Source organism: Vibrio sp. 2033 (genome assembly GCF_033339735.1).
Genome location: NZ_JAWOVC010000659.1, coordinates 1 through 559 on the forward strand (window position 1 = coordinate 1; position 559 = coordinate 559).

Genomic DNA, 559 nt, shown 5'->3' on the forward strand with positions numbered 1-559 from the left:
ATAGTGGGATTCGTGTTTGGTTCAGCAACACAAAGTCCATCACCGTTAGCGGTAAGGTGGCTTCAAACATCGCTTGTTGAGGAACATAACCAACGTTTCCGCCATGCTTATTGTAAGTCTTATTCGGCCAGTGAACGGAAATGTCGCCAGTAAAAGGCGTAAGTCCAAGTACGGAGCGCAACAACGAGGTTTTTCCTCCACCATTTGGACCCATGATCACATGGCACTTGCCCGGCTCGAAGGTTGTAGTAACATTCTGCAATATCACGTTGTCACCGTATTGGAGACTTAAATTATCTATCGAGATAGAAGGACCAAGCATTACGCTTTCTCCTGTGCGTGTTTGCTTGCCACGAACTTCATCGCTTCAATCAAGGTCTCAACATTTTCGCGCATCTCAACTTCCACTTTGTTCGCCTCGTATTCCCCATGCGTCATGTGAGAAAAACGGTAGAGCTTAACTCCTGTCGCTTCTTCGATGGTATCAACAAAGCGATTTGGCATATTCAGCTCGTAAAACAACACATCAATGCCAGACCGTTTGCTCTTCTCGATCGTC

Annotated in this window: 1 protein-coding gene and 1 pseudogene; both read right to left on the reverse strand. The window is 46.2% G+C overall.

Translation table 11 applies throughout. The features are described 5' to 3' along the window. Positions 1-322, reverse strand: a 322-nt coding sequence (locus R7P74_RS28340; RefSeq protein ID WP_318124017.1) for an ATP-binding cassette domain-containing protein, incomplete at its 3' end; no start/stop codon positions are given. Continuing rightward, a pseudogene (locus R7P74_RS28345) lies at positions 322-559 on the reverse strand (ABC transporter substrate-binding protein); the annotation flags it as partial. The pseudogene R7P74_RS28345 and the gene R7P74_RS28340, both read right to left, overlap by 1 nt.